Source organism: Gilvimarinus sp. 1_MG-2023, assembly GCF_030548285.1.
On sequence record NZ_JAUOSC010000758.1, the window covers coordinates 1 to 294 of the forward strand.

Annotated in this window: 1 protein-coding gene; it reads right to left on the bottom strand. The window is 56.8% G+C overall.

The features are described 5' to 3' along the window. Positions 1-294: hypothetical protein (locus tag Q4563_RS18920; protein WP_303605610.1), on the bottom strand; the 294-nt coding region annotated here is incomplete at both ends.

Below are 294 nucleotides of genomic sequence, written 5' to 3' on the forward strand. Positions count from 1 at the left end.
CTGTCAATTGTAAGCGATAACAGGCATCACCATTGGGGTATTGCTGCCAGCTCAGGCTGGTCTGGGTGGTGAGATCTTTGAGTTGACGACGCAGTGCTCGCAAGGCCGGCAGCAGGTGATTGGTCAGCGTGCTGGCGGCTTTGGCTTCGAGTATTTCATGGCTGGCTGGGTATAACTCCAGCTGTGTCAGCCGGGTTTGAATATCTTGCCACAGTGGCGATGGCTCCGGGCTGTCGGTAAAGGGGTAGCCGGTCAACATGATGTCGAGTTGGCTGAGGGTGTGCTGTCGGCTGC